Annotated in this window: 22 protein-coding genes; 13 read left to right on the top strand and 9 right to left on the bottom strand. The window is 73.9% G+C overall.

Going from position 1 to position 26,925, the window contains the following annotated elements; all coding sequences use genetic code 11:
• Positions 1–66: 66 nt before the first annotated feature.
• The gene (locus tag NFS20_RS11655; RefSeq protein WP_251151957.1) at positions 67–1,239 is read right to left on the bottom strand and encodes an ROK family transcriptional regulator; all 1,173 of its coding nucleotides are present in this window, start codon (positions 1,237–1,239) and stop codon (positions 67–69) included.
• A 98-nt stretch (positions 1,240–1,337) separates the two neighbouring features.
• On the opposite strand from NFS20_RS11655, the gene NFS20_RS11660 reads away from it, so the two are divergent.
• Positions 1,338–2,201, top strand: coding sequence for a LacI family DNA-binding transcriptional regulator (locus tag NFS20_RS11660; protein WP_251151958.1), 864 nt, complete (start codon positions 1,338–1,340; stop codon positions 2,199–2,201).
• Between the two features lie 106 nt (positions 2,202–2,307).
• On the opposite strand, the gene NFS20_RS11665 is transcribed toward NFS20_RS11660, so the two are convergent.
• Positions 2,308–2,946, bottom strand: a complete 639-nt coding sequence (locus NFS20_RS11665) for an isochorismatase family protein (RefSeq protein ID WP_251151959.1) — start codon at positions 2,944–2,946, stop codon at positions 2,308–2,310.
• A gap of 111 nt (positions 2,947–3,057) precedes the next feature.
• On the opposite strand from NFS20_RS11665, the gene NFS20_RS11670 reads away from it, so the two are divergent.
• The 5 genes from NFS20_RS11670 (at position 3,058) to NFS20_RS11690 (ending at position 7,260) form a co-directional block, all read left to right on the top strand.
• Positions 3,058–4,032, top strand: coding sequence for a GlxA family transcriptional regulator (locus tag NFS20_RS11670; protein WP_251151960.1), 975 nt, complete (start codon positions 3,058–3,060; stop codon positions 4,030–4,032).
• A gap of 147 nt (positions 4,033–4,179) precedes the next feature.
• Positions 4,180–4,710 (top strand): histidine kinase, encoded by a 531-nt coding sequence (locus tag NFS20_RS11675; protein WP_251151961.1) that lies wholly within the window; start codon positions 4,180–4,182, stop codon positions 4,708–4,710.
• A 98-nt stretch (positions 4,711–4,808) separates the two neighbouring features.
• Positions 4,809–5,648, top strand: a complete 840-nt coding sequence (locus tag NFS20_RS11680; protein WP_251151962.1) for a DUF4097 family beta strand repeat-containing protein — start codon at positions 4,809–4,811, stop codon at positions 5,646–5,648.
• Between the two features lie 26 nt (positions 5,649–5,674).
• On the top strand, positions 5,675–6,499 hold the full coding sequence (locus tag NFS20_RS11685; protein WP_251151963.1) for an ABC transporter ATP-binding protein: 825 nt from the start codon (positions 5,675–5,677) through the stop codon (positions 6,497–6,499).
• Positions 6,496–7,260, top strand: coding sequence for an ABC transporter permease (locus NFS20_RS11690; protein WP_251151964.1), 765 nt, complete (start codon positions 6,496–6,498; stop codon positions 7,258–7,260). Before NFS20_RS11685 ends, NFS20_RS11690 begins: the two co-directional genes overlap by 4 nt.
• A 115-nt stretch (positions 7,261–7,375) precedes the next feature.
• Here NFS20_RS11690 and NFS20_RS11695 read toward each other — a convergent pair whose 3' ends face one another.
• A complete protein-coding gene (locus NFS20_RS11695; RefSeq protein ID WP_251151965.1) occupies positions 7,376–7,966 on the bottom strand; it encodes a TetR/AcrR family transcriptional regulator in 591 nt (196 codons plus the stop codon).
• A 115-nt stretch (positions 7,967–8,081) separates the two neighbouring features.
• Between NFS20_RS11695 and NFS20_RS11700 the strand changes: the two genes are divergently transcribed.
• From NFS20_RS11700 to NFS20_RS11710, 3 genes are all read left to right on the top strand, one after another.
• A complete protein-coding gene (locus NFS20_RS11700; protein WP_251151966.1) occupies positions 8,082–8,942 on the top strand; it encodes an SDR family NAD(P)-dependent oxidoreductase in 861 nt (286 codons plus the stop codon).
• A gap of 86 nt (positions 8,943–9,028) precedes the next feature.
• Positions 9,029–11,809, top strand: coding sequence for a cation-translocating P-type ATPase (locus tag NFS20_RS11705; RefSeq protein ID WP_251151967.1), 2,781 nt, complete (start codon positions 9,029–9,031; stop codon positions 11,807–11,809).
• Between the two features lie 89 nt (positions 11,810–11,898).
• A complete protein-coding gene (locus NFS20_RS11710; RefSeq protein ID WP_251152272.1) occupies positions 11,899–13,419 on the top strand; it encodes an MFS transporter in 1,521 nt (506 codons plus the stop codon).
• A gap of 4 nt (positions 13,420–13,423) precedes the next feature.
• Here NFS20_RS11710 and NFS20_RS11715 read toward each other — a convergent pair whose 3' ends face one another.
• Together NFS20_RS11715 and NFS20_RS11720 are read right to left on the bottom strand one after the other, a co-directional pair.
• Complete coding sequence (locus tag NFS20_RS11715; RefSeq protein ID WP_251151968.1) at positions 13,424–16,171, bottom strand: winged helix-turn-helix domain-containing protein; 2,748 nt, start codon at positions 16,169–16,171, stop codon at positions 13,424–13,426.
• Between the two features lie 49 nt (positions 16,172–16,220).
• Positions 16,221–17,576: a hypothetical protein gene (locus NFS20_RS11720; protein ID WP_251151969.1), complete on the bottom strand. Its 1,356-nt coding sequence runs from the start codon at positions 17,574–17,576 to the stop codon at positions 16,221–16,223.
• A gap of 172 nt (positions 17,577–17,748) precedes the next feature.
• On the opposite strand from NFS20_RS11720, the gene NFS20_RS11725 reads away from it, so the two are divergent.
• Positions 17,749–18,666: a DUF6325 family protein gene (locus NFS20_RS11725; protein WP_251151970.1), complete on the top strand. Its 918-nt coding sequence runs from the start codon at positions 17,749–17,751 to the stop codon at positions 18,664–18,666.
• Positions 18,667–18,679: 13 nt separating this feature from the next.
• A complete protein-coding gene (locus NFS20_RS11730) occupies positions 18,680–18,997 on the top strand; it encodes an SHOCT domain-containing protein (RefSeq protein WP_251151971.1) in 318 nt (105 codons plus the stop codon).
• A gap of 100 nt (positions 18,998–19,097) precedes the next feature.
• On the opposite strand, the gene NFS20_RS11735 is transcribed toward NFS20_RS11730, so the two are convergent.
• From NFS20_RS11735 to NFS20_RS11750, 4 genes are all read right to left on the bottom strand, one after another.
• Entirely contained in the window at positions 19,098–19,487 is a 390-nt protein-coding gene (locus NFS20_RS11735) for an SHOCT domain-containing protein (protein WP_251151972.1), read from the bottom strand.
• Between the two features lie 73 nt (positions 19,488–19,560).
• Positions 19,561–20,406: an alpha/beta fold hydrolase gene (locus NFS20_RS11740; RefSeq protein WP_251151973.1), complete on the bottom strand. Its 846-nt coding sequence runs from the start codon at positions 20,404–20,406 to the stop codon at positions 19,561–19,563.
• An 89-nt stretch (positions 20,407–20,495) separates the two neighbouring features.
• Positions 20,496–22,640 (bottom strand): alpha-galactosidase, encoded by a 2,145-nt coding sequence (locus tag NFS20_RS11745; protein WP_251151974.1) that lies wholly within the window; start codon positions 22,638–22,640, stop codon positions 20,496–20,498.
• A 96-nt stretch (positions 22,641–22,736) separates the two neighbouring features.
• Positions 22,737–23,975 carry an ROK family transcriptional regulator gene (locus tag NFS20_RS11750; RefSeq protein ID WP_251151975.1) on the bottom strand — a complete coding sequence of 413 codons (1,239 nt, stop codon included), beginning with the start codon at positions 23,973–23,975 and terminating at the stop codon, positions 22,737–22,739.
• A 155-nt stretch (positions 23,976–24,130) separates the two neighbouring features.
• Here NFS20_RS11750 and NFS20_RS11755 point away from each other — a divergent pair, with 155 nt between their 5' ends.
• Entirely contained in the window at positions 24,131–25,819 is a 1,689-nt protein-coding gene (locus NFS20_RS11755; RefSeq protein WP_251151976.1) for an ABC transporter substrate-binding protein, read from the top strand.
• A 105-nt stretch (positions 25,820–25,924) separates the two neighbouring features.
• The gene (locus tag NFS20_RS11760; protein WP_251151977.1) at positions 25,925–26,917 is read left to right on the top strand and encodes an ABC transporter permease; all 993 of its coding nucleotides are present in this window, start codon (positions 25,925–25,927) and stop codon (positions 26,915–26,917) included.
• The last annotated feature ends 8 nt before the right edge of the window (positions 26,918–26,925 follow it).

Consider the following 26,925-nt stretch of genomic DNA (forward strand, 5'->3'; position numbering starts at 1 on the left):
CGAGGAGCTCTACCTCGCGACCGCGGTTTCTACCTCACGTCGACGCCGCCGCGGAGGCCCGGGCCGTCAGGTCCGACGGCGCGTCGCCTCGTCCGCGACCGCCGGCAGCTCGGCGCGCAGCACCATCGAGGCGGCACCCACGGCCGCGGCGTCGGCGACGCGCATCGAGAGCGCGACGCGGACCTCGTGGCGGGCACGGGGCAGCGCCTCGGCGTCCAGCCGCTCGCGCAGGACCGACAGGTAGATGCTGCCCGCGACCGTGAACGACGGCCCGGCCAGCACGATCGAGTCGAGGTCGAGCAGGTCCACGAGCGTGAGCACGGCGTCCGCGAGGTGGTGCGCCGACTCCTCGACGAGCGCTGTCGCGAGCGCGTCGCCGCGGACGGCCGCGGACGCGACGGCGGCGAAGTCGGTGAACGGGTCGCCGTCGTCGCTCAGCTCGACGACGGTCTCGCGCCCGGCCTCGACGGCGGCGCGCGCGGCGGCGGCGACGGCTGCGGGGGCGGCGAGCTCCTCGACCGTCGGCCCGGCCTTCCCGTCGGCGCGGTGCACGTGCAGGCGCCCGAGCGGCCCGACGTTGCCGCTCGCGCCGCGGTAGACCTGGCCGTCGAGCACGAGCCCGGCGCCGATCGACGCGCCCATGTAGACCGTGCAGTGTGCGCGCGCGTCGCCCACCGTCCCGCGCCAGAGCTCGCCCACGGCGGCCGCGGTCGCATCGTTGCCGAGGACGACGTCCAGTCCCGTCGCGCGTTCGAACGCGGCGCGCACGCCGTGACCGACCCAGCCGGGCAGGCTGCGCGAGTGCAGCAGCGACCCCTGCTCGAGGTCGAGCGTGCCGGGCAGCACGAGCCCCACGCCCACGACCGACGACGGCGCCACCTCGCCCGCGCGCAGCAGCGCGAGGACCTGCGCGGACAGCCGCTCGACGACGGCGTCCGGGTCGTCCGCGCGCGCCCCGCGCACCCGTTGGCGTGCGACGAGCGCGCCCGCGGCGTCGACCACGACGGCCACCGCCCAGTCGGCGCCGACCTGGACCCCCACGGCGCAGCGCGACCGCGGGGCCACGGCGAGCATGACGCGCGGCTTGCCGCCGGTCCACGCCCGCTCGCCCGTCTCGACGACGAGGCCTTCGTCGAGGAGTGCGCGCACCGCGTGCGTCACCGTCGCCTGCGTGAAACCCGTGGTCTCGGCGACCTCGACGCGGCTGATGGGGCCGAGGCGCCGGATCGTGTCGAGCACCGTGGAACGGCTCGTCCGCGCACCCGTTCGGGGCGCACGCCCAGGGACCTCCACGGGACGACGGTACCCGGCGGGCTGTCGGGCGGCATACTTGCGCCATGGAGCAGCCTGCAGCTCCCGGTCGCTCGACGTTGCGCGCCGGGATCGTCCAGCACCGGTCCTCCGACTCGCACGACCTCGACCCGTTCTACGACCACGTGCTCGCAGGGCTGGAGGAGACGCTCGACGCGCACGGCGCGAGCGTGTTCGTGCTGTTCGAGGAGTCGGCCGACGCGGAGCTCGAGGTGTACCGGCGGTGGGCGGACCAGGCGCTCGTCGACGCGGTCGTGCTCACCGACCTCGTCGACGGCGACGAGCGGGTCGCGGCGTGCCGGCGTGCGGGGCTGCCCGCGTACGCCCTGTGCCCGGCCCCGCCGGCCGACGTGCCCGCCGTCGTGGTGGACGACGCCGACGCGATGCGCCGGGCGATCGACTATCTCGCCGGCCTCGGTCACCGGCACGTGGCCCGGGTCAGCGGACCCTCGCACCTCCTGCACACGCGGGCGCGGACCGTGGCGTTCGACGAGGTCGTCACGGCACGGGGTCTGCGCGGCACGACCGTCGTGGGGAGCTACGGGACGGCGTCCGGCGCTGATGCGACCCGGACGCTCCTGGACGCGGACGACCCGCCGACCGCGATCGTCTACGACGACGACCTCATGGCGGTGGGCGGGCTCCGGGTCGCTCGTGCGCTGGGTCGGTCGGTGCCCGGCGACGTGTCGCTGCTCGCGTGGGACGACTCGGCGCACTGCCGCCTCGCCGACCCGCCGCTCTCGGCGGTGAGCCGCGACGTGCGCGGCCTGGGCGCGGAGCTCGGCGCGCTGCTGCTGCGGACCACGACGGGAGATGTCGCGGACGTGCTGCAGGCGCCGGCCGCACGGGTCGTGACGCGGGGGAGCACCGGACCCGTGCCGGCGGCCTGATCAGCGCCGCACGGCGCGCGCGAGCTCGTGTAGGCACAGCGGATCGCAGTGGGAGATCTTCCAGTCGCTCAGCTGAGCGCGGTCGCCGGCGACCAGGGCGGCGAGGTCAGCCCTGCGCGGCGCGCTGCGCGCCCGTGACGGCGGAGGTTCCCAGGTCGCTCGCGGGCAGCGGCGCACCGGCGGTGACGGCGTCGGACCAGGTCACGGTGTCGGTGACCGCGGCGAAGTTGGAGTGGAGCAGCGTCAGCAGGGTCGTGTGCACCGTCTTGGCGTCCGCGAACCCCGCGTCGTTGGCGATGTTGATCGCCCCGGTCGCGTCGGACAGGACCTCGGCCGCCAGGCCGTGCGTCTCGGCCTCGGCGGCAGAGGCAAGGATGCAGTTGTTGGTCATGTAGCCGACGAGGGTGATCGTGTCGACCTTGTGGTCGCGCAGCCACTCGAGCAGGTCCGTCCCGGCGAAGACGGTGCCGTACTCCTTGACGACCGACTTCCACGCGTCGGTCCGGCGGCTCTCGACCTCCGGGTGCAGCTCGAAGCCGGGCGTGGTCGGGTCGAACACCGGAGCGCCCTCGCCCGCCGTGTGCTGCACCGCGACGACGGGGATGCCGGCAGCGGTGGCGGCGTCGACGGCAGCGGCGATGCGGGGCAGCGACTCGGTGTGGGGCGGGTGCTGGATCTCGAGGGGGCCGCCGAAGTACTCCTGCTGAACGTCGATGAGGACGAGGGCGCGGCGCGGGCTGGTCATGACGGGGGTGCTCCTTGGTCGTGGGACGCCGCCTCCGGGGGGCGACTCCTCGATCCTCCCGGCCACGACAGGGCTCGGCCATTGGCACACGTGCATCGTTACGATGATTTCGTGCCAACCTCCGGACCGCCGCTGCGCATCGCCGTCTACGCCTTCGACGGCGTCACGATGTTCCACCTGTCGGTCCCGCAGATCGTCTTCGACGAGGTGTCGCGGCAGGGCCTCGGCTCCTGGGAGACGGTGCTGTTCTCCGACCGCGCCGGGTCTGTCCGCACCGCGGAGGGGTACCGCATCGGCGGGGTGCGGGGCCCCTCGGCGGCCGAGGATGCCGACGTCGTCGTCGTCCCGTCGTGGTTCGAGGACGGCCGCACCGCCGGCGCGACGCTGCGTCGCGCGCTGACGCGGGCTCACGGCCGCGGGGCCACCGTCGCCGGGCTGTGCCTCGGGGCGGTCGCCGTCGCGGACGCGGGACTGCTCTCGGGCCGCGGTGCGGTGACGCACTGGCAGTCGATGGACATGCTGGCCGGCCGCCACCCCGACGTCGCCCTGGACGCGACCGTCCTGTACGTCGACCACGGCGACGTGCTCACCTCGGCCGGGACGGCATCGGCGATCGACGCATGCCTGCATCTCGTCCGCCGTCGGCTCGGCGCGGCGGCGGCCAACCGGGTGGCGCGCCACCTCGTCGTGGCGCCGCACCGTGAAGGCGGGCAGGCGCAGTACATCGAGCGCCCCGTGCCCGCGCGCGCGTCGGACGACCCGGTCTCCCGCGTCGTCACCTGGGCGCTCGAGCACCTCGGCGAGACGCTGACGGTCGAGCGCCTCGCCGCCATGGCCCACATGAGCAGGCGCACCTTCATCCGCACCTTCCGGGCCTCCACCGGCGCGACGCCGGCCGCCTGGGTCCGGTCGCGCCGGCTGGACGAGGCGCGCCGGCTGCTCGAGTCGACGGACCTGCCGATCGACCAGGTGGCTGACGCGTGCGGGTTCGGCAGCGCCGTGACGCTGCGGCAGAGCTTCGCCGCCGCGTTCGGCACGTCGCCGTCGGAGTACCGGCGCCGCTTCGATGCGCGCACCGTGGCCTAGCCCCGCGGGAGTACCGCTGACCCACCGGATGCGCACACGCCGGATGGTGGCGCGAGCTGGGCAGTGACGTCACCTCCGACACCATGATCGACATATCCGATGTCAGAACCCCTTGCAGTGGTGTCACTATGGTGTCATAGTGGAGCCATGGACCTGACCCGATATGTCGACGAGCTGCAGCACCAGCTCTCCACCGCCGCTGCGGCCGGGGGAGACGAGGCGCGTGAGCTCGCCGCCCGGCTGACCGCCCCGCTCGACGCGGCCGCCCGCCTCGTGCTCCTCGAAGCCCTCTCCGACGCCGCGGGGGAGATCTCCGCGGAGCTGGCGCCCGGCTCCGTGGACGTCCGCCTCCGCGGCGGTGCCCCCGAGTTCGTCGTCAGCGCTCCCGCCGCCCCGGCTGTCCCGACAGCCACCTTCGCCCCGGTCGCCGACGCGGCCGCGACACCCGCGCCGCCGACTGTCGACACCGAGGGCGCCGCGACCACCCGCACCACCCTCCGCCTCCCCGACCACCTCAAGACGCAGGCCGAGACCGCCGCCGCGCGTGACGGCGTCTCGGTCAACACCTGGCTCGTCCGTGCGGTCGCAGCCGCCCTCGAGCAGACCTCGGGTCGGCCCGCGACCGCGAGCAGCTCCCCGCAGCGCGGCACCGGCCGCGTCACCGGCTGGGTGCGCTGACACCTGCGCTGACATCTGCGCTGACACCTACGTCGGCAGTCCGCCGCCGTTCTGAACCACCACACCCGACCCCACCCCCCCACCGATGGAGCTTCGTCATGCCCACTTTCCCCGCCCCCCACCCCGTCCCGGTCGTCGTGGACGTGCCCTTCGCCAACCTGCAGGTCGTCGCAGGGGAGCGCGACGACGTCGTCGTCACCGTGCTGCCGACCACCTCCAAGCCCGGCAGCGTGCGTGCCGCCGAGGAGGTGCGCGTCGACCGCGACGGGGACGCCGTGACGATCACGTACCCCGGGTCCTGGAAGCAGTTCGTGCTGCCGTTCGCGTCCGGCACCGCGAACATCACCGTCGAGGTGCCCGCCGGCTCGCGGCTGCGCGGCAAGACCGGCTCGCTCTACGCCGAGGGCCCGCTCGACGCCGTCGACATGACGCTCTCCGCGGGCAACGTCCGGGTGGGCGACGTCGACCGGCTCGACCTCAAGGTCGCCGCCGGCTCGGTCGCCGCGGGCCGCATCACCGGGACGCTGGACGTCAGGGTGAGCGCCGGCTCGGTCGTCGTCGACGAGATCGCCGGCAGCGGCACGATCCGCGCGAGCAACGGGACCACCACGGTGGGAGTCGTCACCGGTTCCCTGGAGGTGCAGGGCGCCCACGCCGACATCGCCGTGAGCCGCGTGCGCGGCACCGTGACCGCCAAGTCCGCCCACGCCGGCATCCGGGTCACCAGCCTCGAGTCCGGCGCCGTGACGCTCACCTCCTCCTACGGCTCGATCGAGGTGGGCGTGCCCGAGGGCACCGCCGCCTACCTCGACGTCTCGTCGGAGAACGGCACAGTCCGCAACCTGCTGACCCCCACCGAGGGGCCGGTCGACGACGAGGCCACCGCAGAGATCCACGCGAGCACCGGCTACGGCGACGTCGTCGTCCGCCGGCCCTGACACGACCCCACGAACGGAGACCGGACATGACCACCCCTCAGTTCCCCGCACCCGCGATCAGGGTGCAGGGCATCCAGAAGTCCTTCCAGGACCTGCACGTGCTGCGCGGCGTCGACCTGGACGTCGCGGCAGGCAGCATCTTCGCGCTGCTGGGCTCGAACGGCGCCGGGAAGACGACGCTCGTGCGGATCCTGTCGACCCTGCTCAAGGCCGACGCGGGCACCGCGACGGTCCACGGGTTCGACGTCGCCACGCAGCCCAGCGAGGTGCGGGAGGCGATCAGCCTCACGGGGCAGTTCGCCGCGGTCGACGAGATCCTCACCGGCCGGGAGAACCTCGTCCTCGTCGCGCGGCTGCGCCACCTGCCCGACCCCGGTGCGATCGCGGACGAGCTGCTCGCGCGGTTCTCGCTCACGGACGCGGGAGGCCGTCGGGCCGGCACCTACTCGGGGGGCATGCGTCGCCGCCTCGACATCGCGATGAGCCTCATCGGCGACCCGCCGGTGATCTTCCTCGACGAGCCCACCACCGGCCTGGACCCGCAGGCCCGGATCGAGGTCTGGGACACCGTCAAGCAGCTCGCGCAGGGCGGCACGACCGTCCTGCTGACCACCCAGTACCTCGACGAGGCTGAGCAGCTCGCCGACCGGATCGCGATCCTGCACCAGGGCACGATCATCCAGAACGGCACGCTCGCCGAGCTCAAGGCGCTCCTGCCCGCGGCCGAGGTCGAGTACGTCGCCAAGCAGCCCTCCCTCGAGGACGTCTTCCTCTCCCTCGTCGGCGAGACCGGCACCACCGCCCAGCCCGCCTCCGCCACCACGGCCGGCACAGACAAGGAAGCACGATGACCACGCACGTCCTCACCGACACCGGCGTCCTGACCGGCCGCTCGCTGCGCCACATCTCGCGCAGCCCCGACACGATCATCACCACCGCCGTCACCCCGACCGCGCTCATGCTGCTGTTCGTCTACGTGCTCGGCGGCGCGATCGACACCGGCACCAGCGAGTCCTACATCGACTACATGCTCCCCGGCATCCTGCTCATCACCATCGCCTCCGGCGTCGCGTACACCGCCTACCGGCTGTTCCTCGACATGCAGGGCGGCATCTTCGAACGGTTCCAGTCGATGCCCATCACCCGCTCGTCCGTCCTGTGGGCGCACGTGCTCACGTCCCTGGTCGCGAACCTCGCGTCGATCGCGATCGTGGTCGCCGTCGCGTTCCTCATGGGCTTCCGCACCGGCGCGTCCGTCGGCGCCTGGCTCGCCGTCGTCGCCATCCTCGTCCTGTTCACCCTCGCCCTGACGTGGCTCGCCGTGATCGCCGGACTCTCGGCGAAGACGGTCGACGGGGCGAGCGCGTTCAGCTACCCCCTGATCTTCCTGCCGTTCATCAGCTCGGCGTTCGTCCCCACCGACACCATGCCCGCCCCGGTCGCCTGGTTCGCCGAGAACCAGCCCGTCACCGCCATCGTCGACACCCTGCGGGCCCTGTTCGGCCAGGAGCCGGTCGGTACCGACATCTGGGTCGCCCTCGCCTGGCTGGTGGGGATCCTCGTCGTCGCCTACGCCGGTGCCGTGGTCATCTACCGCCGCAAGGTCAGCTGACCCCGCGCACCTGCACCGACCACCCCCACCGCACACGCCCACGGCGTCGTGCGGTGCGGTCGTTCCCCGAGGGCGCGGCCCGGTCCCGAGCGCGGCGTCTCGCCTGGCGGAGTGGTCAGGGGCGCATGCCGCCGAGCGCGGTCGTGACGAGCCGGTCGACGTACTCGTCCGTCAGGGGTCCGCTGCGCTGGAGCCACCGGTTGAGCACCGGGCCCCAGATCAGGTCGACGGCGAGGTCGAGGTCGAGGTCGTCCGCGAGCTGGCCTGCTTCCTGGGCGCTGCGCAGGCGTTGCCGCTTCGCCTCCTTCAGCGGCCCGTCGAGCCGCTCGTGGTAGGCGTCGGCCAGCGCGCCGTCGTGCGCGACCTCGGTCGCCAGGGCCCGCATCGGCCGGTCGAGGCGCGGATCGTTCAGCTCCGCGACCGTGGCGCGCAGGACGAGCCGCAGGTCGGCGTCGAGGTCGCCGGTGTCCGGGAGGGTGGGCGGCTCGCCGTCGCCGCTCTCGCTGAGCAGCAGGAACGCGTCGAGGAGCACCGCGGCCTTGGAGGGCCACCACCGGTAGATGGTCTGCTTGCCGACGCCGGCCCGTGCGGCGATGCGCTCGATGCTGAGCTGGGGGTAGGGCATCTCCTGGAGGAGGTCGAACGCGGCGGTGAGCACCGCGCGACGCGACGTCTCGCTCCGGCGGGCGGGGTCTGGCTTCGACATGGAACTACTCTACGTGAACGAGACGGAACGTCTCGTCTTGACCTCTGGGTTGGCCGGGGGTAGCGTCTCGCACTAACGAGACGGACCGTCTCGTCTCATCGACCGAGGAGCTACCGTGCGACCGTCTCCCCTCACACCCCGTACCTGGTTCATCACCGGCGCGAGCCGCGGCCTCGGCCGTGCGCTCGCCGTCGCCGCGCTCGAGCGCGGCGACCGCGTCGTGGCCGCCTCACGGACCGCCACCGCCGACGCCTTCGACCCGGCCCACCGCGAGCGCGTCCTGGCGCTGCCGCTCGACGTGACCGACCGGGACGCGGTCGTCACGGCCGTGGCGGCCGCCGTCGAGCACTTCGGACGGCTCGACGTCGTGGTCAACAACGCCGGCACCCTGTCCATGGGCATGGTCGAGGAGTTCACCGAGGGCGAGGCGAGGGCCCAGCTCGAGGTCAACCTCTTCGGAGCGCTCTGGGTCACCCAGGCCGTGCTCCCGCACCTGCGTCGTCAGGGGTCGGGCCACCTCCTGCAGGTGTCGAGCATCGCCGCCCTCGGCGGCTTCGCGAGCACGGGCCTGTACAGCGCGAGCAAGTTCGCGCTCGAGGGCCTGAGCGAGGCGGTGGCCTCGGAGGCGGCGTCGTTCGGGGCCAAGGTCACGATCGTCCAGCCCGGCGGCTACTGGACCGACCTGTACTCGAGCATGGCGTCGACGACGCCGCTCGAGGCCTATGCGCCGCTGCGCGCCGAGCTGGAGCGCCAGTGGGCGGAGGGCTCGGCGGACAGCGACCCGCGCCTGGCCGCCGAGGCGATGCTCACCGTCGTCGACAGCGACGACCCGCCGCTGCGGCTCCTGCTCGGCAGCATGGTCTACGACCTGGCCCTCGACGTCTCGCGCCGACGCCTGGACACCTGGGCGGCGTGGGAGGCGGTCAGCCGGGCCGCGGAGCACGCGGTCGACGCCCCGGCCGTCGCCGCCGGCTGACCCGGGCCACGGTCACCCGCGGCGGGTGAGGCCCGGGCGACCGGCTCCTGTGACCGTGGAGCCGAGCGCCCTGAGAGGAGCCCGCGATGACGGCTGCGCAGATCCCCCGACAGCAGGTCCCCGGACAGCAGGTCCCCGGACAGCAGGCCCCGACCGAGGCCCGCTCGTGGCACACCGTGCCCGCCGACGCGGTGTGCGCCGAGCTGGGCGTCGACCCGGCCGTCGGACTCTCCTCGGCCGAGGTCGTGGAGCGGCGTGCGCGCTACGGCCCCAACGCGCTCGCCGAGGAGAAGAAGGAACGCCCCTGGCAAGCGTTCCTGCGCCAGTACCGCGACCTCATGCAGCTCGTCCTCGTCGGCGCCGCGGTCGTGAGCATCATCGCGCTCGGCGACGTGACGACAGGCGTCGTCGTCCTCGCCCTCACGGTGCTCAACGCGCTCATGGGCCTGCACCAGGAGGGCAAGGCGGCGCAGAGCGTGGCCGCGCTGCGCGAGATGCTCGTCATGACGGCCACGGTGCGTCGCGACGGCCGGCAGGAGCAGGTGCCCGCCGAGGAGCTCGTGCCGGGCGACGTCGTGGGCTTCGAGGCGGGCAGCAAGATCCCCGCCGACGGACGCCTCCTCGTCGCGGCGTCCCTCGAGATCGAGGAGGCCGGGCTCACGGGCGAGAGCACGCCCGTGCCCAAGGGCGTGGATCCGGTCGCGGCCGACGACGCCCCGCTCGGCGACCGCGTCGACATGGCGTACATGAACTCGCAGGTGACGCGCGGGCGCGGCGAGATGGTCGTGACGGCCACGGGCATGACGACCGAGGTCGGGCGCATCTCCGGGATGCTCAGCGGCGTCGAGCAGGACAAGTCGCCGCTCACGCGCCAGCTCGACCGCATCACGGTCATCATCACGGTGATGGCCGCGATCGCCCTCGTGGTGGTCGTCGTGCTCGGCCTCGCGCGCGGCGAGGACTTCGACAGCCTGTTCGTCGTCGGGATCAGCCTGGCGATCGCCGCGATCCCGACGGGCCTGCCCGCCGTCGTGACGATGCTCCTGTCGCTCGGCACGCGGCAGCTCGCCGACGAGGGCGCGATCGTCAAGCGGCTCAAGTCCGTGGAGACCCTGGGCTCGACGTCCGCGATCTGCTCGGACAAGACCGGGACGCTCACGCTCAACCAGATGACCGCGCGCCGTCTCGTGCTCGCCGGGCGGCGGTTCTCCGTCGACGGCGAGGGCTACTCGACGACGGGCCGCATCCTCGCGGCGGCCGGCTCGACCGACGTCGACCTCGAGCCCGTGGCGCTGCCCATGGCGCTCGCGAGCGACGCGGTCGTGCGCGACGGCGAGTGCCTGGGCGACCCGACCGAGGGCGCCCTCGTCGTGCTCGCCGCCAAGGCGGGGCTCGACGTCGAGGAGACGCGCCGCGAGCACCCGCGCGTCGCCGAGGTGCCGTTCGACACCGAGTACAAGCTCATGGCGACGTTCCACGAGATCGACGGCGTGGTGCGCAGCTTCGTCAAGGGAGCGCCGGACGTCCTCCTGGCACGCTCGACGCGGTATCTCACCGCGGACGGCGGCACGGCGCCGCTCGACGACGACGCCCGGGCGCTCGTCGCGCGCGAGAACGACGCGCTCGCCGGCGAGGGGATGCGCGTCCTCGCCGTCGCGCGGCGCGACGTCTCTCGAGCCGATCTCCAGGGCGACCTGCTCGGGCTGGCCCAGGACCTCGAGCTCCTCGCGCTCGTTGGCATCGTCGACCCGCCGCGCCGCGAGGCGCGCGACGCGATCGCCGAGTGCAAGGACGCGGGGATCCGCGTCCGGATGATCACGGGCGACCACGTGACGACGGCGTCCGCGATCGCCGGCCAGCTCGGCATCGAGGGCCGCGCGCTCACCGGGGCCGAGTTCGCCGCGATGAGCGACGCGCAGCTCGAGGCAGAGGTCGCGAGCATCGGCGTCGTGGCACGCGTGGCGCCGGAGGACAAGGTGCGGCTCGTCGACGTCCTCAAGCGGCAGGGCGACGTGGTCGCGATGACGGGCGACGGCGTGAACGACGCGCCGGCGCTCGCCCGCGCCGACATCGGTGTCGCGATGGGGATCACGGGCACCGAGGTCACCAAGGACGCCGCCGAGATGATCCTCACCGACGACAACTTCGCGACGATCGTCAAGGCCGTCGAGGGCGGCCGCGGCCTCTACGACAACCTCATGAAGTACATCCGCTTCCAGATGGTCGTGCTCGTCGGGTTCATCCTCACGTTCGTGGGCGCCGGGATCTTCATGGTCGCGGCCGGCACACCGCTCACGCCCCTCCAGATCCTCTGGATCAACTTCGCGATCGACGTGCTGCTCGCGATCGGTCTCGGGTTCGACGCGGCCTCACCGGGACTCATGCGCCGCCGACCGCGCCCGCCCTCCGAGCCGGTCATCGGCCGTGCGCTCGGCGTCCGTCTCGCGGTGGGCGGCGTGCTCATCGCCGTCGGGACTCTCGTCGCCGTGGCGTGGGGCGAGGCCCGGTACGACCTGGCAGTCGCGACGACGATGGGCCTCACGGCCATGTCGCTCCTGCACGTCGTCGCGGCGCTCGAGTGGCGGGACCCGCGCGCGAGCATCCTCTCGTTCGACACGCTCGCCAACGGCCGGTTCGTCGTGCTCCTGCTCTCCTCGCTCGGGCTGACGTTCCTCGTCACGACGCTCGACGGGCTCGAGCGGATCTTCGGCACGGTGAGCCTCGACGGCGACCAGTGGGGGGTGTGCGCGCTCGTCGCGCTCGCGTTCCTCGTGCTCGTCGAGCTGGGCAAGCTCGTGCTGCGGCACGTCTCGCCGCGGCGTACGGCGGACCCGCACGTCGCGGCCCACGCGCTGCCGGGGGCCTGACCGTGACGGACCAGGGGGCGGGGGGCGGCGCCCCGAGCGGACCGGAGGCGCCGCAGGGGGTCGACCGGCGGCTCGCGGTGCTGCTCGCGATGGCGATGTTCGTCCTCGTCGTCGACACGTCCTTCATGAACGTGTCGATCTCGGCCGTCGTCCACGACCTCGGGACGTCGGTGAGCGGCGTTCAGACGGCCATCGCGCTCGAGGCGCTCGTCTCCGCGGCGTTCATCCTCCTCGGGAGCAAGGTCGGTGACCTCGTGGGCCGGCGGCGCGCGTACGTGATCGGCCTCGTCGGGTACGGCATCGGTGCCGTGGCGATGATGCTCGCGCAGAGCCTGGTCGCGGTCGTCATCTTCTGGTCCGTGGTCGGCGGACTCGGTGCCGCCCTGCTCCTTCCGGCCATGCAGGCCCTCGTGCACGGGAGCTTCGAGGGCACCGCGCGGACCAAGGTCTACGCGCTCGTCGGGGCGTCCGCGTCGGTGGCGGCCGCGGTCGGGCCGCTCCTCGGCGGCTTCATCACCACCTACCTGTCGTGGCGGGTCGCGTTCGGGCTCGAGGCCGTGGTGATCGTCGTCGTCCTCGCCGGCATCCGGCTCGTGCACGACGTCCCCTTCACGGGGGACCGATCGGTCGACGTCGTCGGGGCCGTGCTCTCCGTGCTGGGGATGGGAGGCGTCGTGCTCGGCGTCCTCGTGTGGCAGGAGGGCGGTGAGGCGGTGGGGATCCTCGTCGCGGTCGGCGTCCTGGGGCTCGTCGGTCTCGCGCGCTGGGTGCTGCGTCGCGAGCGCCGCGGCGCGGTCCCGCTCGTCGACCCGGCGCTGTTCCGCTCGCCGCCGTTCCGCGTCGGGGTGTCGCAGCAGACGCTGCAGCAGGTCGCGCTCGGCGGCGCGATGATCGCCCTGCCCGTGTTCCTCCAGATGGCGCTGGGGTACGACGCGATGCTCGCCGGCCTGTCGCTCGCGCCGCTGTCCCTCAGCATGTTCGCCGCGGCGATCGTGGCGGGCCACCGGGCGGGACGACGGCGCCCGGCCACCATCGTCCTGGCGGGCTTCTCGCTCCTCGTGGTCGGGGTCGCCGCGCTCCTGCCGGTGGTCCCACGCGCGACCTCCGGGTGGTACCTCGCGGTCCCGCTCGTCGTCGCCGGCTGCGGGCTCGGGCTCCTCGTCTCCCAGCTCAACGCCTTCACTCTCTCGCCGATCGAGGAGGAACGGGTGGGGGAGGCCGCGGGCGTGAACTCGGCGGCGGGGTCGTTCGGGCTGTCGCTCGGGCTGGCGCTCGCGGGCGCCGTCATGCTGGCGTCGCTCGCGCGCGGGTTCACCGCGCAGGCGCAGGACAGCCTCGTGCTGCCGCCCGAGGACAAGGCGCAGGTGAGCCAGGTCCTCGAGGAGGACGCCGAGGTCATGAGCGATGCCCAGCTCGTCGAGCTGCTGGCCGACGAGCCGGCGGCCGTGCGCGAGGAGATCTTGCGGATCAACGACGACGTGCGGGCCCGCGCGCTCCAGGTGGCCCTCCTCGTGCCGCTCGGCGCCGGCCTCCTCGGGGTGGCACAGGCGTTCCGGATGCGTCGGCTGCCCGACCCGGTCCCCGGAGCCGCCCCGGCGACCCTGGGCTGACGTGTCAGGGCAGGAGACCGAGCTCGCGCCCTCGGCGGACGGCGTCGCGCCGGGACCCGACGCCGAGCTTGCGGTACAGCGCCTTGAGGTGCGCCTTGACGGTGTTGACGGACACGAGGAAGTCCTCGGCGATCTCGACGTTGCTCTCCATGGTGGGCAGGACCGAGAGGATGGCGAGCTCACGCTCGGTGAGCGGCTGGACGAGCGGTGCGGACGCGAGACCGGCGGGCGTCTCGGGGAACCGGGACCGCAGATGGGTGGAGAGCGGGTCGTCGCGGTGTGTGACGAGGGTGGCAAGGAGGGTGCGGAGCTCGGCCCCGCGGACCGCGAGGAAGGGCTGCGCCAGGTGCTCCGTCGCCGCGAGGGCGAGCGCCCGGTCGATCGCGTGCTCGGCGCGTCGGCTCCCGGCACGCGCCAGCGCAGCCGCCTCCACGAGGACGGCCTCGACGCGCGTCAGGTCGTCCGCGCCGCCGGGCGGCGCGTCCTGCAGCCCGTCGACGGCGCGCAGCGCCGCGTCCGCCCGGCCCGCCGCGAGGAGGAGTCGCGCGCGGCACACGGCGGTCGCCGCAGCCGATCCGAGATGCTCGCGCTCGACGCGCGACGCCCGCGCGACGCCGGGACCGCCCGGCCCTGCGCCGTCGTGCCCGAGCAGCCGCACGTCCGTGTCGACCCGGACCCACAGGTCGGCGAGGACGGGCGGAGCGGGCGTCCCGCCCAGTGCGCGGTCGGCGGCGGCGAGCGCGATCCGGGCGGCGCGACCGTGCCCCGGGGAACCGGCGACCTGCGCCTGCAGCAGCAGCACCGCGGCCTCGGAGGCAGGCTCGCGGCCACCCGCGTCCGCCGCGAGCGCGAACGACAGCGTGCGCTCGAGCCCGGCGTCGGCCCCGCGCAGGTTCTGCGCCCAGGCGAGCGCGGCGTGCGCGGTGCGTGACTGGACGTGGGTCTCCCAGCCACGCCTCCGGGCGGCCTCGATCGCCTCCCGGGCGCGCGACTCGCCCTGCCTGACGCGACCCTCGGCGACGTCGAGGAGCGCGCCGGCGGCCTCCGCGCCGAGGTCGACGAGGCGTTGCGCCCCGGCGACCGCGTCCTCCGGTGCGGCACCGCTGCCCGGACCGACGAGCACCGGGTCCTCGGGTCTGTCGGCTCCCGTGTCGACCCCGACCGGAGCCCGCCGGCGCGGGGTGGTCCTCGCGGGGATCTCGCACCAGGCGAGCCCGGTCCTCCGGTGCGCCTCGGCCAGCTCGCGGTAGGTCTCGAGGGCGGGGAACGGGAAGGGCACCCCGACGGCTGCGGCGAGCGCCGCTCCCGCGGCGGTGGCGAGCGCGCGGACGTCGCCGACCGCGCGGGCCGTCGAGGCGGCCAGCAGCTCGAGGAGGACCGACGCCGGGGACGCCGGGGCGCCGTCGAGCAGCTTGCGCGCGCGGGCGACGTGATGGCGCGTCGCGTCGAACCGCTCGTCCACGAGGGCGAGCGAGCCCGCGGAGAGGTGCAGCGCGACGTCGGGCAGCAGGTCGGCGAACGGCACGCGGCGCAGCAGGTCGGTCACCGCCTCCCGGTGCGGTCCGACGAGGTGGACCGCCGCTCCCTCGACGAAGACCTCGCCCACGAGAGCCCAGTCCTCCGACAGCACCGCGTGCTCCAGGGCGCGCAGAGGCTCCCCGTGCCGGACGAGCCACCGGGCCGCGGCGCGGTGGACGCCCGGCACTGCGGCAGGGTCCTCGCGTCGGAGCTCGCTCTGCAGCATCTCGCGCAGCAGCGGGTGGTAGCGGTACCAGACCTGCCGGCCGCCGACGGCGGTGACGAAGCCGTGGGACGCCGCCAGCTCGGGCAGCAGCCGACCTGCGGGCGCCTCCGGGTCCAGCGTCGACGCCAGCCCGACACAGATCGTCGACGCGACGCTCGTCCGCAGCAAGAACTGTCGTGCCGTCGCGTCCTGGCGGTCCAGCACCTCGGCGAGGAGGAACTCCGCCGCCGAGCGCTCCGCGCGCGCGCGACCCGCCGGGTCCCGCGCGGCCTCGACGTGGAGACGGACCCCGACCGCCCACCCACCGGTCTCCGCGAGCAGGTCCTCGACCTCGTCGGGGGCGAGCGCGCGGCCCTGGAGCGCGCCGAGCGCGGCGACCGCCGTCGCGTCGAACGCGAGGTCGGACGCACCGATCTCGACGACCTCGCCCTGCCCGCGCAGCCGCTCCAGGCGCAGCAGCGGGTCGATCCGGGACAGCATGACGACGTGGAGCGGCAACGGGTAGCGCAGGAGGTCGTCGACCGTGCCCGACACCTCCGCGGTGGCGACGTGGTGGACGTCGTCCAGGACGAGGACGACGGGTTCCGGGAGGTCCTCGATCTCGTCGCGGATGCGGCGGAGGAGGCCCGCCGACATCCGGGAGGGCACCGTGATCGCCGCGAGCGCGTGGTCCCGCGGGACGGCCCCGGCGGCGCGGAGGGCCGCGAGGAGGTCGGACCAGAACGCGGTCGGGGTGTCGTCGAACGGTTCGAGCGTCAGCCAGGCGACCCGGAGGCCGGTCTGCGAGCGGGCCCAGGCGGCGACCGTGGTGGTCTTGCCCCAGCCCGGGCCTGCCGAGACCAGGGTGAGGCGCCGTGAGACCGACTCGTCGAGCCGGGTCTCGAGGCCGGGGCGGCGGACGGTCGACAGGGGGAGGAGCGGGATCGTCGTGCGCGCGCGCAGGGATCCGGAGGCGACCGGGACGCGTGGCGTCACCTCCGGCTCGGCGCGGGGCTCGACCGAGGCCATGACAGCAGGCTACGCGCGCCGTCCCGCTTCTGCCCGGCCCCCGCGCAGGTCAGTCCGACGGCACCGGTACCGGGCGCGCGAGGAGCTCGACGACGAGGAGGAGCACGCCCGCGACGAGCGCCGTCCCCACGACGAGGGCGGGCGTCGGCTGCCCCGCGAGGAGCAGCACCAGTGCGGCGAGCGCGACGACGACGACGCGGACGAAGGTCTTGTGCCGGCCGAGCCACTCCCCGACCGGGCCCGAGGTCACCCCGCGGCCCGCTGCCCAGTCTCGGCCGGAGTCACCCACGCGGGCGAGTCCCGCGCGCAGGCTGCGGGCGGAGGCGCTCGACCCGCCGAGGTAGGCGGCGAGCGCGACGACGAGGCCCAGCACGCCGACCGTGCGCAGCGTGAGCCGCAGGAACGAGACGACCTGGTCGAACACGATCTCGGCGGCGTCCAGCCGCGCCACCTGTCCGCTCAGCGCATTGAGGTAGACGCTGCGCGCGACGGCGAGCGCGACACCCAGCAGGACCATCGCCGCCGCGAGCGCCAGACCGGCGACCACGAGCGCGCGCAGACGGTGGTTCGCCGCGAGGACGCCGGCCGCGAGCAGGCCCAGCGCGACCCACGGGAGCCAGGTCGTGAGCACCACGAGCTGGGCGTAGCGGTTCTGGACCTGCACGAGCTGGGACGTCTGGACGATCGTGAAGCTCGCGTCGATCTCGGGGATGTTGGCGGCGACGTCGAGCCCGCGGTCGACGAGCCGCTGCTTGAGGATCTCGATCATCCCCGAGAGCTGGATGGTCAGCTGCCCGTCCGCTCCCACCTGCAGCACCTCGCCATCCTCGCCCCGCATGACGGCGACGAGCTGCTGGTGCGCGACCCGGTTCGCCTGCACCCACGCCTCCTCGAACGCGTCGCTCTGGACGACCCGATCGGCGGCGCTGCGCACGAACGACTCGACGCCGCTCGTCAGAGGCGCCTCGAGCGCGCTGAGCGCGCGTGTCGCACGGGGGGCGATGTCGTTCTCCTCGAGACCGCCGACGACGTCGTCGAGCAGCGCAGCCACGTCGATCCGGGACATGACCGCCTCGGTGAGCCGGCCCGCGACAGCCGACTGCACGACCGGGTCGCTCGCCAGGGGACCGACCGTCTCCACGTACCGCTCGGTGTCGGTCAGCTCGCGCTGCGCCCACGCCGCGACCGCACCCACCGGGGCGAGGAGCGCGCCGAGCGTGATGAGGACGACGCACGCCACCGCGCGCAGGCGGTGCGGGCGGGGACCGTCCTCGCGCCGCCGCGGCGCCCGCTCGGCCGGCGCCGCGACCTCCGCGGTGGCGAGCCGGCGTCGCAGCTCGGCGTTCTCCCGCTCGAGCGTCGCGAGCCGTTCCTCGACGGACGCGCCGTCGTTCGAGCCGTCCATGCGCGTTCCTCCCGGGTGGCGGCGCTCGGCGGCCGCGACCTCCACTCTGCGGCAGGAGGGCGCGCCCGCTCCTCACCCGTCCGGGGTAGTCGGGCGAGGCACCCGTGCCGGGTGATCCGCCGGACCCGTGGCACGCGGATCCTTGCGGGACGTGGGAAGTCTGGAGGGCGACGTGACCGGGACGACCGTGGTCGAGCTGACGGTGGTGGGGTCCGTCGACGTGTCCGACGTGTCCGACGCGGACCTCGCGGAGCTCGGGGTCCGCCGGGCGACGGTGTGCACCCTGCTCGAGGCGACGGTGCGCGACCAGGCGGCGCTCTACGGGCTGCTCCAGCGGCTCGCGTCCCTCGGTCTCGACCTGCTCGAGCTCCGCACGGCCGCGCCGGGGGCCCGCGCCGACGTCGAGGTCGTCGTCCGCGGCCCGGTGGGCGCCCTCGTGCAGGAGATGCTGCGCGACGTGAGCCGCTCCGTCCCGGCGGCGGTCACGTCGTACCGCGTGCGCGACACGGACCTCGCCGGCCTGCTCGCCGTCGTCGACGGCATCCCCTCACCCTCGATGGGTGAGGACACTCACGGGGCCCGGGGTCACCGTGGATCCGCGGGGCTCGTTCCGGGACTCCGCCGCGTCGCGACGACGGAGGAGAGAGCGATGGACCGAGCGCTGGACGAGATGGGACCGATCGACTACCTGGTGGTGGAGTTCCCCGAGAACCGGCTCGACGGCGAGGCGCTCCCGCTCCTGGTCGAGCTCGTGGACCGCGGGATCATCCGCGTCCTCGACCTGGCGTTCGTCGAGAAGAACCGTGCGGGCGAGGTGTCGGGCATCGAGCTGCGCGACCTCGACAGCACCGGGGACTTCGACGTCTCGGTGTTCGAGGGCGCCTCGTCGGGCCTGCTGGGCGACGACGACCTCGAGGAGGCCGGGGCCGCGCTCGAGCCCGGCAGCGCCGCCGGGGTGCTCGTGTACGAGAACGCGTGGGCGGCCCCGTTCGCGTCCGCGTTGCGTCGCGGCGGCGGGACCGTCGTCGCCGGGGGACGGATCCCCGTCCAGTCGATCGTCGCCGCGCTCGACGCCGTCGAGAGCCGCTGAGGAGGAGCACGCCATGGGACTGATCCGAGGAGTCGCCAGGACCGCCGTCGTCGCGGGGACGGCGAGCGCCGTCTCCGGGCGCGTGCAGCGCCGCCAGCAGGGACGCTGGGCCGCGCAGGACGCCCAGAACGCGCAGCCGGCCTACGCCGAGCCGCAGTACGCACCGCCCCCGCAGCAGTACGCGGCCCCTCCGCCCGCGCCCGCAGCCCCGGCCGGCGACGACATGGACGCGAAGCTGGCGCAGCTGCGCGAGCTCGCCGGGCTGCGCGACCAGGGCGTCCTCACCCCGGCCGAGTTCGACGCCCAGAAGGCGCGGATCCTCGCCACCTGAACCACCTCGCACGCGACATCGGGCCGGCCCGTCGTCCTGACGGGTCGGCCCGACGTCGCCCCGGCCTCGGGATCCGGCGTCCCGAGGCCGGCGCCCCGGACTAGGCGAGCGCCTTCGCCTTGAGCTGCGCGAACTCGCCCGCGTCGATCGTCCCCGCGTCGTAGAGCGCCTTGGCGTCCGCGATCTCGGCGGTCGCGGACCTCCCGCCGCCGCTGCCGGCGGTCGCCCGGACGTAGTCGTCCATGATCTGCTTGCGCGCACGGTCCTCCTCGGCGTGACGCTCGGCCATGCCCCGTCCGCGCGCGATCAGGTAGACCAGCGCGCTGAGGTACGGCACGAGGATCAGCGCCACGACCCACAGCGCCTTCAACCAGCCGCTGAGGTGCTTGTCCCGGAAGAGGTCGCCCAGGATCTGGAAGAGCACGATCAGGTACGCGATGAAGAAGAACCACCACACCATGAGCCAGAACCAGCTCCAGAAGTCGTCCACGGTGCACCCCTCGTCTCGGGGTCACGGGGTCCCGTGACCGCCTCTACCGTGGCGTGACGGCGACGACCGGACCTCACCCGTCAGGGGTGATCGTGGGGTCACGACGGATCTGCAGCACGCGCGCGATCCCGGGGGAGTCCGGGTCGTCGGTGATCTCCCGGCCGTCGAGCCAGCACGACACGACGTGCGCGAGCTCGCCGGGGTGGCTGAAGTTCATCGCGTGCGCGGCTCCCTCGATGAGCGCGACCGTGAGGTGTGCCGGGGCGAGCCGTCCCACCTCGCGCACGCGCCGCGGGGGCGGCATCAGCGGGTCCCGCGAGCCGAGCACGGCGAGCGTCGGGACCGGGGTCCGCAGGATCCGCTCGAGGGACGGGAAACGTGCCAGCTCGCTGAAGAGGTGCAAGGTCGAGACGGGACCGAACCGCACGTAGTCGGGCACGGCGACCCGCGCCATCGCGGGGCTCTCGCGCGTCGCGTCGCGGGCGAGCTGGACGAGGGCGCGCGCGAAGGGCTGGTTGTGGACGCCACCCGCGGGGGACGCGAGGACGACGCCGGCGACACGGTCTGGCGCCTGGTGCGCGACCTCCAGGCTGACGGGCCCGCCCATCGAGTTCCCGATCAGCACGACCCGGTCGAGCTCCAGGGCGTCGAGCAGCTCGAGGAGCGCCAGCGCCAGTGCCGGGATGCCGAGCGCGGACCCCCAGTCCGGCGTGCGCCCGTAGCCCGGCAGGTCGGGGACGAACGTCGTCGCGCGGTGGGCGAGGAGCGACGCCGTCGGGAGCAGGTAGGTGCCGGAGACGGCGAACCCGTGCACGTGCACGATCGGCACGCTCCCGGGCACCTCGGGGCCGACGCGGACGAACACGGGACGCCCCCCGACGTCGACCTCGCGCTCTTCCCAGACGATGTCGCCGCTCATGGCGCGATGCTCCCAGAGCGCGCGACGGTCGGCACGCCGACGGGAGACCGCGCTCGGTCGGCGCGTCAGGCCGAGCGTGCGGCCGAGCGTCAGGCCGCCGTGGTGACGTGCACGACGAGCGCCTGTGCGGGCCACAGCGCGGGGACCTGGAGACCGACCTCGGCGAGCACGCGCCCGCTGACCGTGACGGGCGTCGTCAGCCACGGCGGCGTGACCCAGCCGTGGCGCGCGAGCCCGATCTCGTCGCGCACCCGGACCGTGTAGCGGCGGTCGGGGTCGAGCCCGTGCAGGGGGACGCGCTCCGGCAGCGCGTCCTCGAGCGTCGCCACGGTGGCGACCGTCCAGACACCCTCCGAGCGGTCCGGGAGGACTGCCCCGACGACGCGCAGCGCCGGGTCGACGACGTCGGCGTGCACCGCGGTCCCGGTGTGGAGCACGTGCCGCAGCTCCTTGTAGAGCGCTGCGAAGGCCGTGATCGTCGCGACCTCGTCGGGACCGCACCCGAGGACGTCCCACTCGAAGCCCGCCGACCCCATGAGGCTCGTCGCGAGGCGGTAGGAGAGGTCGGTCGTGCGACCGGACGAGTGCGCCTCCCCGGGACCGACGTGCCCGCCGACGAGCTCGGGCGGCAGGAGGAGCTGCGTCCAGCGCTGGATGTCCTGGCGCTCGACCGGGTCGTTGGAGTCCGACGCCCAGACGCGGTCGGCCACCGCCATGACGCCGAGGTCCGTGCGTGCGCCGCCCGACGAGCACGACTCGATCTCGAGGCCGGGACGCCGTTCCTTGAGCTCGGCCATGAGCGCGTACGCCGCACGGGTCTGGGCGTGCGTGCCGGGACGGCCGTCGTGGACCGTCTCGACGAGGTCGCGGTTGTGGTCCCACTTGACGAAGTCCACGCCCAGCTCGCCGATCACGGCGCTCATCGCGTCGCGCACGTGGGCGTACGCGTCCGGGTTCGCGAGGTCGAGGACGTGCTGGCCGCGCCACGACAGCCCGGCGGGCGCGTCGAGGTGGGTGGGGCTGTGCAGGAGCCAGTCCGGGTGGGCTCGAGCCAGGTCGGAGTCGAGGTTGACCATCTCCGGCTCGAACCACAGCCCGAGCTCCATCCCGAGCCCGTGCACGAGGTCGGCGAGCGGCCCGAGACCGTCGGGCCACACCGTCCGGTCGACCCACCAGTCCCCGAGGCCGCGGGTGTCGTCACGGCGGTCGTGGAACCACCCGTCGTCGAGCACGAACCGCTCCACACCGACCTCCGCCGCGCGCCGCGCGAGCGCGTCGACGCGCGCCGGGTCGTGGTCGAAGTAGACGGCCTCCCACGTGTTGAGCACGAGCGGCCGCGGCGACCGGGGGTGCTGCGGCCGCGCCCGCAGGTACGTGTGGAAGCGCGCCGCGACGCCGTCGAGCCCGTCGCCCGACCACGCGAAGTACGTCGTGGGGGCCGTGTGCTCCTCGCCGGGGGCGAGGACGACCTCGCCCGGGCGCAGCAGCTCGCCCGCGCCGAGGAGCGTCGGGTGCTCGGGCGTGCGGTCGACGCGGTAGGTGACGTCGGCGCTCCAGCCGAGGTGCACCGCCCAGACGTCGCCGCGCCGGTCGCGCGGCGCGCCCGCCGAGGCCAGCACGACGTGCGGCGAGTCGTGCCCGACGCGTCCGCGTCGGGTCTGGCGCGTCGTCGAGCCGCGCGGCGTCTCGGTCGTGCGTGGCGACTTCTCGCGCGTCCACCGCCCGGTGAACGACGTCAGGTGGTCCGCGCGCGTCGGCACGGGGAGCGTCGCCTCGAGCTGGTGCACGGTGAGGGGCTCGTCACCGCCGTTCACCAGCGCGTGGTCGACCGTCACCACGCCGCCTGCGCCGATCGCGAGGCGCGTCGTCAGGCGCAGGCCGGCCGTGGCGTCGTGCGCCTCGACGACGAGCGCGGCCCCGCCTGCGCCGTCGCCCGCGCGCCGGACCTGTGCGGTCCAGCGCGGGAACACCGGGCGCCCGGAGCGCTCCAGGAGGATCCCGGGCCGCCCGGCCCAGCCCTCGGAGTCCTGCGGGAGCAGGCTCAGGCGCCACGCGGCGTCGAGGGTCCCGGGCGGCGTCTGGCGCGTCGTGGCCAGCGCGAGCCCGTCGAGGAGGTCGTCGTCGAGCTCGCCCAGGTCGGCGCCCCAGTGCAGCACCGCGGGCAGCCCTGTGGCCGGGGTCTCGACGACCAGGGCGACGCCGTCACGGCGCAGGATCGTGCGGTCGAGGTCCATCCTCGTCCTCTCGGTGGGCTCGTCGTGTCGTGGCACCGGTTCGTCGGCAGGTCGTCGGCAGGTCATTGGCAGGGGGTCGGCAGGTCGTCGGCGCTGTCAGGCCGCGCGCGGGCCGGGGCCCGCGGCGTCGGACGCGGGCCGTGGCTCGGGCGGCCCGCGGAGCACCGAGACCGCGACGCCGACGGCGGCCGCCGTCGTCCCGTGCGTGGACAGCGTCGCACGGACGGGCCGCAGGTCCCGGTTGTACGCGGCTCGGTCGAGCGACCGCTGGACGCGGGGCACGACGACGTCGCCCACCGTGCCCAGGGCGGGCCCGGCGAAGACCACGACGTCGAGGTCGAAGAGGTTCGCGAGCGTGACCGCCGCGAGCCCGAGGGCGTCCCCCGCGTCGCCGAGCAGGCGCGCGGCCGCGACGCTCCCGTCGCGTGCTGCGCGCGCGACGCGCTCGAGCTCGACGAGCGTCTCGTCGGGCCGGCCGGTGAGCCCCAGGTGGTCGAGACCCGGCTCGGCGAGGGCGCGCGCGACGACGGCCTCGGGTCCGGCGAGCACCTCGACGCACCCGCGGTTCCCGCAGCGGCAGCGCGGGCCGACGCGGTCGAGGCTGATGTGGCCGAGCTCGACGGCGTTGCCCGACAGCCCGCGGTAGGCCAGGCCGTCGACGACGACGCCCCCGCCCAGGCCGCTGCTGCAGTAGACGAGCCCGAACGTCGCGGGGGAGCTTGCCGTGACCTGCTCGCCCGCCCACTGCTCACCCACCGCGGCAGCGGTCGCGTCGTTCTCGAGCCGGACGGGCAGACCGAGGCGCGCGGCGAGGTCGGTGACGAGGGGGTACCCGCGCCACGCCGGGGTGGGCTGCGGGGTGAGGAGCACGCCTCGTTCCTCGTCCTGGGGACCGTGCGTCGCGAGGCCCACGCCGAGCACGCGCTCGGCGGCGACGCGCGCGTCGTCGAGCACGGCCCGGACCTGGGCCGCGACGATCCCGAGATAGTCCCCGGGCGCCTCGCGCCCGGTGCCGCGCAGCGCGGACCGGGCGACCGTTCGCCCGGCGAAGTCGAGCAGGACGACGCTCGCCGAGCAGCGGTCGAGCTGGACCCCGACGGCGTACCAGGCCTCGGGGTCCACCGCGAGCAGCCGGCGCGGGGTGCCGCCCGACTTCTGGCGGCCCACCTCGCGGACCAGGCCGTCCGCCACGAGCTCGCGCACGACGTGGGTGATGGTCGCGGGGGTCAGGCCGGTGCGCTCGGCGATCTCGACGCGGCTGAGGGTGCCGGTCGAGCGCACGAGGTCGAGCACGGCCGCGCGGGTCGCGCTCCGGCCGGGTGCGCTGCGGGACATCGTCGTCGACCTCCTGGACGGTTCGAGGTGCCCGACGCCGGTGCCGAGCCGCGGCGATATCTTGACACGGTAAATTTAGTGGGGCAAGAATCCTCCTGCGGTCATCGCCCAGAACCGGCCACCGTCGGCCGGTCGCCACCCGAGGAGGACCACTGATGTTCCTGCACCGCACCCGAACGCTCACCGTCGCGGCCGCCGCCGCCGCGTCGGTCGCCCTGCTCGCCGGCTGCAGCGGCGGTGCCGGAGACGGCACCACGACCACCGGCGACGGCACGTCGATCACCGTGTTCAACGGCTCGACCGGCACGATCACCGAGAACTTCAACCCGCTGAGCACGACGGCGCTCCAGCCGACGCTCGGCGTGATCTTCCAGCCGCTCTACTGGTACAACCTCGCGAGCGACGCCGAGCCCACGCCGCTCCTCGCCACCGGCCACGAGTGGAACGAGGACGGCACCGTCCTCACGATCACGACCCGGGAGGGCGTGTCGTGGAGCGACGGGCAGCCGTTCACCGCCGCCGACGTCGCCTTCACGTTCAACCTCATCAAGGACACGCCCGCCCTCAACACGAGCGGCCTCGCCGCGACGGCCGAGGCGACCGACGACACCACGGTGACGCTCACGTTCCCCGAGACGTCGTTCATGCAGGAGCCCGCGGTCCTGGGGAACCAGGCGATCGTCCCGGAGCACGTGTGGACGGACGTCGCCGACCCGGTGACGGAGATCAACAGCGACCCCGTCGGCACGGGGCCCTTCACGGTGAAGTCGTTCTCCGCGCAGTCCTACGTGCTCGAGAAGAACCCCGAGTACTGGGAGGAGGGCCTGCCCAAGGTCGACGAGGTGCGCTACATCGCCCTCGACACCGCGGACGCCGCGAGCGCCGCCCTCACCGCGGGCGACGTCGACTGGATGTCGTCGTTCCTGCCCGGGCTCGAGGACCTCATCGAGACGAACCCCGACCTGTCGTACGTGAACACCCCGGCGCTCACGGCGTCGATCTTCACGTGCTCCAACGCCGAGCTCGGGTGCGAGGGGCCGCAGACCGACAAGGCGGTGCGCCAGGCGCTCTACCACGCGATCGACCGGACCCAGCTCAACAACCTCGCGGGCGGCGGGTTCGCCGAGACCGCGTCGCCGACGCTGCTCCTGCCCGAGCGTGACGACCGGTGGATCACCGACAAGGACCTGCTCACGGCGCCCGAGACGGCCGACGTCGACACGGCGAACCAGATCCTCGACGACGCCGGCTGGACGACGGGCGACGACGGCGTCCGCACCAAGGACGGCCAGCGACTGTCCATGACCATCCAGACCGTCACCGGGTGGAGCGACTTCATCTCGCTCAACGACGCGATGAAGCAGCAGGCCGCCGAGGTCGGGATCGAGCTCGTGCCGAGCCAGGTCGCGTGGAACGAGTGGAACCAGGCGCAGACGTCGGGCACGTTCCAGCTCAGCCTCGACTCGATCGGTCTCGGGGCGTCGTCGAACCCGTACTTCACCTACTTCGGGAAGTACGACTCGGCGAACACGGTGAAGGTGGGCGAGACGGCGTCGGCCGGCAACTTCGCGCGGTTCTCGAACCCCGACGTGGACGCGGCGCTCGCGACGGCCCGTGCGACCGACGACGAGGCCGTGCAGACCCAGGAGTACGCGAAGGTCCAGGAGATCATCGCCGACGAGCTGCCGTACATCCCGATCTACGTGAACTCGATGCTCACGGAGTTCAACACGTCGCGGGCGACCGGATGGCCGACCGACGACGACAAGTACGCGATGCCCGCGTCCTGGAAGGCCTGGGACAACGGGATCGTCCTCAAGTCCATCACCCCTGTGGAGAACTGACCCGTCCCTGGACAGGTCCCGGCGTCGCCGCGCGGCGCCCCCGCCGACCGCGGTTGCGCCGGGACCACCCAGCCGGGCAGCAGGACGAACAGGGAGGTTCGACCGGTGCGCTTCGTACTCCGGAAGGCGGGCTTCTACGTCGTGGCCCTGTGGGCCGCGCTGACGCTCAACTTCCTCATCCCCCGGCTCATGCCGGGCAACCCCGTCGACATCATGCTCTCGAAGCTCGCGACGAAGGGCCCGGTCACACCGGCCACGCGCGACGCGATCGAGGCGATGCTCGGCACCGACACCGACGCGTCGCTGTGGAGCCAGTACGTCACGTACCTCCAGGCGCTCGCGCACGGGGACCTCGGGACCTCGGTCGCGTTCTTCCCGGCGGGCGTGGGCCAGGTCATCGGCCAGACGCTGCCGTGGACCATCGGTCTCATCGGCCTGTCGACCGTCGTGTCGTTCGCGATCGGCGTCGGGCTCGGCATGGTCGCCGGGTGGCGGCGCGGGTCGTTCGTCGACAACCTCGTGCCGGCCGCGACGATGCTGCAGTCCGTCCCCTACTTCTGGCTCGCGCTGCTCCTGCTGTTCCTGCTCGGCAGCGTCTGGCCCGTCTTCCCGCTGAGCCACGGCTACGACGTCTACACGTTCGCCGGCCCGGAGCCCACGTGGGCGTTCGTGTCGTCCGTGATCTACCACGGCACGCTGCCCGCGCTGACGATCGTCATCTCGTCGGTCGGCGGCTGGATGCTCGGGATGCGCAACATGATGGTCTCGACCCTCGCCGAGGACTACCTCGTCACGGCCGAGGCCAAGGGCCTGCGGCCGCGCCGCATCCGGTTCGCCTACGCCGCGCGCAACGCCGTGCTGCCGTCGCTGTCCGGCTTCGCCATCTCGCTCGGCTTCGTCGTCGCCGGGTCGATCGTCACCGAGGCGGTGTTCTCGTACCCCGGCATCGGGTCCGCGCTGCTCCAGGCGGTCAACAGCAACGACTACGCGCTCATGCAGGGCGTGTTCCTCGTCATCACCCTGTCCGTGCTCGGGGCGAACCTCCTGGTCGACCTCCTGTACGGCGTGATCGACCCGCGCACGCGGGCCCGGTCCTAGGAGGTCCG

Origin of the sequence: Cellulosimicrobium sp. Marseille-Q4280, assembly GCF_943181405.1 — a bacterium.
Taxonomy (GTDB): domain Bacteria; phylum Actinomycetota; class Actinomycetes; order Actinomycetales; family Cellulomonadaceae; genus Cellulosimicrobium.